Origin of the sequence: Aquipuribacter hungaricus (assembly GCF_037860755.1) — a bacterium.
In the GTDB taxonomy this organism is placed as follows: domain Bacteria; phylum Actinomycetota; class Actinomycetes; order Actinomycetales; family JBBAYJ01; genus Aquipuribacter; species Aquipuribacter hungaricus.
In genome coordinates, this window is sequence record NZ_JBBEOI010000343.1 from 1 (window position 1) to 2897 (window position 2897).

General features: G+C 77.6%; 3 protein-coding genes and 1 pseudogene. 2 read left to right on the plus strand and 2 right to left on the minus strand.

Annotated elements, in window-relative coordinates:
* Window positions 1-285, plus strand: a pseudogene (locus WCS02_RS19310) (DNA-3-methyladenine glycosylase family protein); the annotation flags it as partial.
* Between the two features lie 284 nt (window positions 286-569).
* Here the strand turns inward: WCS02_RS19310 and WCS02_RS19315 are convergent.
* A complete protein-coding gene (locus tag WCS02_RS19315; protein ID WP_340295909.1) occupies window positions 570-830 on the minus strand; it encodes a hypothetical protein in 261 nt (86 codons plus the stop codon).
* Between the two features lie 119 nt (window positions 831-949).
* On the opposite strand from WCS02_RS19315, the gene WCS02_RS19320 reads away from it, so the two are divergent.
* Window positions 950-1915, plus strand: coding sequence for a helix-turn-helix domain-containing protein (locus tag WCS02_RS19320; RefSeq protein ID WP_417281826.1), 966 nt, complete (start codon window positions 950-952; stop codon window positions 1913-1915).
* Here the strand turns inward: WCS02_RS19320 and WCS02_RS19325 are convergent.
* Window positions 1876-2897: EamA family transporter (locus WCS02_RS19325; protein ID WP_340295910.1), on the minus strand; the 1022-nt coding region annotated here is incomplete at its 5' end. The two genes, WCS02_RS19320 and WCS02_RS19325, sit on opposite strands and share 40 nt — an antisense overlap.

Below are 2897 nucleotides of genomic sequence, written 5' to 3' on the forward strand. Positions count from 1 at the left end.
GCGGTGGCCGCCGCGGCCGCGGACGGCCTGGACCTCGGCCGGGACGCCGACCGGGCGGGCACCCGGGCGGCGCTGCTGGCGCTACCCGGCATCGGGCCGTGGACCGCGGACTACGTCGCGCTCCGGTGCCTGGGCGACCCCGACGCGTGGTTGCCCGGGGACCTCGTGCTCCGGCGGGCGCTCGGGGCGGCCACCGCACGCGAGGCCGAGGCCCGCGCGGAGGGCTGGCGCCCGTGGCGCGGGTACGCCCTGCTGCACCTGTGGACGGCCGCCGTCTTCGCCTGAGGACGCTGCAGCCGGCCAGCCGGTCGGTGACGTCTGGGTGTACGCCTGTGCCCCAGGCACGCGCGGTCCAGCCGGTCGATGATGACTCCGCGGACGCCGCTGCCCGTCCACGGGCCACCCGAGCGACCGATGACGACTGCGCGGCCGCCGGTCCCGCACCCGCGCGCCGCTCGAGCGGTCGATGATGACTGCGCGGCCGCCGCTCGCTCGCCCACGCGCCGCCAGGCGGTCGATGACGACTGCGCGGACGCCGGTCCTGCGCCCGCAGGCCACCCGGCGCCCCCTCAGCAGGCCTGCGCCACCGGCCGTCCGACGCGGGCGGCCAGCAGGAGCCGGTGCGCGCGGTCGAGGCGCCGCAGCAGCGCCACCTCCGTCTCGCCGGCGGCCGGGCCGAGCGACGAGCCGGCCGCGTCCTCCAGGTCGTCCACGACGCCCGCGAGCGCGGCGCCCCCGGGCCCGCCGTCGTGGCCGCCCACCAGGTCGGTCACGTCCGCGGCCGCCTCCGCGAGCCGGTCCAGCGCGTCCTCGAGACTCGTGCGTGCCATGTCGTCCTCCTCGTCACCGGGTCCGCCGTCTGCGGCCCGGCTCCAGCGTCCGCCTGCGCCGCGGCCCGGACGAGTGGCAGGGCTGCCGCTGAGCGCCAAGTTCCTGCCACACTGCACGGGTGATGCGCGACGTGGTGGCGGTGGTCTACGACGGGGTCGGCTCGTTCGGCCTCGGCGTGGTGTCGGAGGTCTTCGGCTACGACCGGTCGGGCGACGGCCTGCCGTCCTACGACTTCGCCGTGGTGGCCGTCGAACCGGGCCCGGTCCGCACCGACACCGGCCTCGTGGTGCTGGCCGAGCACGGGCTGGAGCGGATGGCGACCGCGGACCTGGTGTGCGTCCTGGGCTGGGAGCGCACCGACGTGGAGCCGCCCGAGCCGCTGTTGCAGTCGCTGCGCGACGTCGTCGCCCGCGGCGGGCGCGTGATGAGCCACTGCAGCGGGGCCTACGTCGTCGCCGCGTCCGGCCTGCTCGACGGCCGCACGGTGGCCACGCACTGGATGCACGCCGCTGAGCTCGCCCGCCGCTTCCCGGCTGTGACCGTGGACCCCGACGTGCTCTACGTCGACGACGACCCGGTGTTCTCCAGCGCCGGGACCGCGGCCGGCATCGACACCTGCCTGTATCTGCTGCGCCTGGAGCACGGGGCCGCCGTGGCCAACGAGATCGCCCGCCGCATGGTCGTGCCGCCGCACCGGGAGGGCGGCCAGGCCCAGTTCGTCACCGCCGCCGTCCCCGCGGTCGACGACACCTCCCGCCTGCGCAGCACGCTCGCCTGGGCGCAGGAGCACCTGGACGCCGACCTGGGCGTCGACCAGCTGGCCGCGCGGGCGCTGATGTCGCCGCGCAGCTTCGCCCGGCACTTCCGCGCCGCGACCGGCTCGACGCCGCACGCCTGGCTGCTCGGCCAGCGCGTGGCCCGCGCGCAGCTGCTGCTGGAGACCACGGACCTGCCGGTGGACGAGGTCGCCCGCCGCAGCGGGCTGGGTGCGGCGACGACGCTGCGCCACCACTTCTCGCTGCGCCTGGGGACGTCGCCGCAGGCCTACCGGCGGACCTTCCGGGGGCTGGCCGCCTCGGCCTGAGCGCCCGAGGCCTCGACCTGGCCGCCCATGGCCTCGGCCTGGGCGCCCACGGATTCGGCCTCGCGGTCGGCGACCCGCGCAGCCCGGGCGGCCCGGCGCCGTCCGGTGCCGCCCACCACTCCGGCGACGGTGTTGGCGACCACGACGCAGGCGATGCCGAGCCAGCCCGTCCACGGCAGCACCTGCTGCAGGACGACCAGCCCGACCAGCGCCGCCAGGACCGGGTGGACGCTCATGAACAGCCCGAAGTAGCCCGCGGGCACCCGGCGCAGCGCGAGCAGGTCCAGGACGAACGGCACGGCGGAGGCCAGCAGGCCGGCGGTGGCGGCGCAGACGACCGACAGCAGGGTCGGCTCCAGCCGGGGCAGCAGGACCACGCCGACGGGGACGAACGCCAGCGCGGACAGCACCGCGGCGGCGGCCGGCCCGGTGGCGCCGGGGACCCTGGTGCCGATCACCCGGTTGAGGACGATGTAGGCCGCCCAGCACGCCGCGGCGAGCAGCCCCAGGCCGACCCCGAGCAGGTCGGTCGTCGGCTGCGGCCGGACGAGCACGACGACGCCGGCACCAGCGAGCAGCGCGCACAGCAGGTCGACCGCCCGGCGCGAGCGGACCAGGGCCACGCCGAGCGGGCCGAGGAACTCCAGCGTCACCGCCGTCCCCAGCCCGACCCGGTCGACCGAGCCGTACAGCGACATGTTCATGGTCGCCACCGCCAGGGCCAGCAGGCCGACCGGCCACCACTGGGACCAGGTGAGCTCCCGCAGGCGCGGCCGGGTGAGCAGGAGCAGGAGCACCCCGGCCACCCACTGCCGGACCACGACGACCCCGACGGGACCCAGCACGCCGAAGGCCAGCGCCGCCACGCCCGAGCCGAGCTGGTTGGACGCCGCCGCCCCGAGCATGAGCAGCGTGCCGGTGGCGTCCGGCCGGGCCGGCGGGGCGGCAGCGGCCGTGGGGGGCGCGGTCGCCGCCGCGGCTG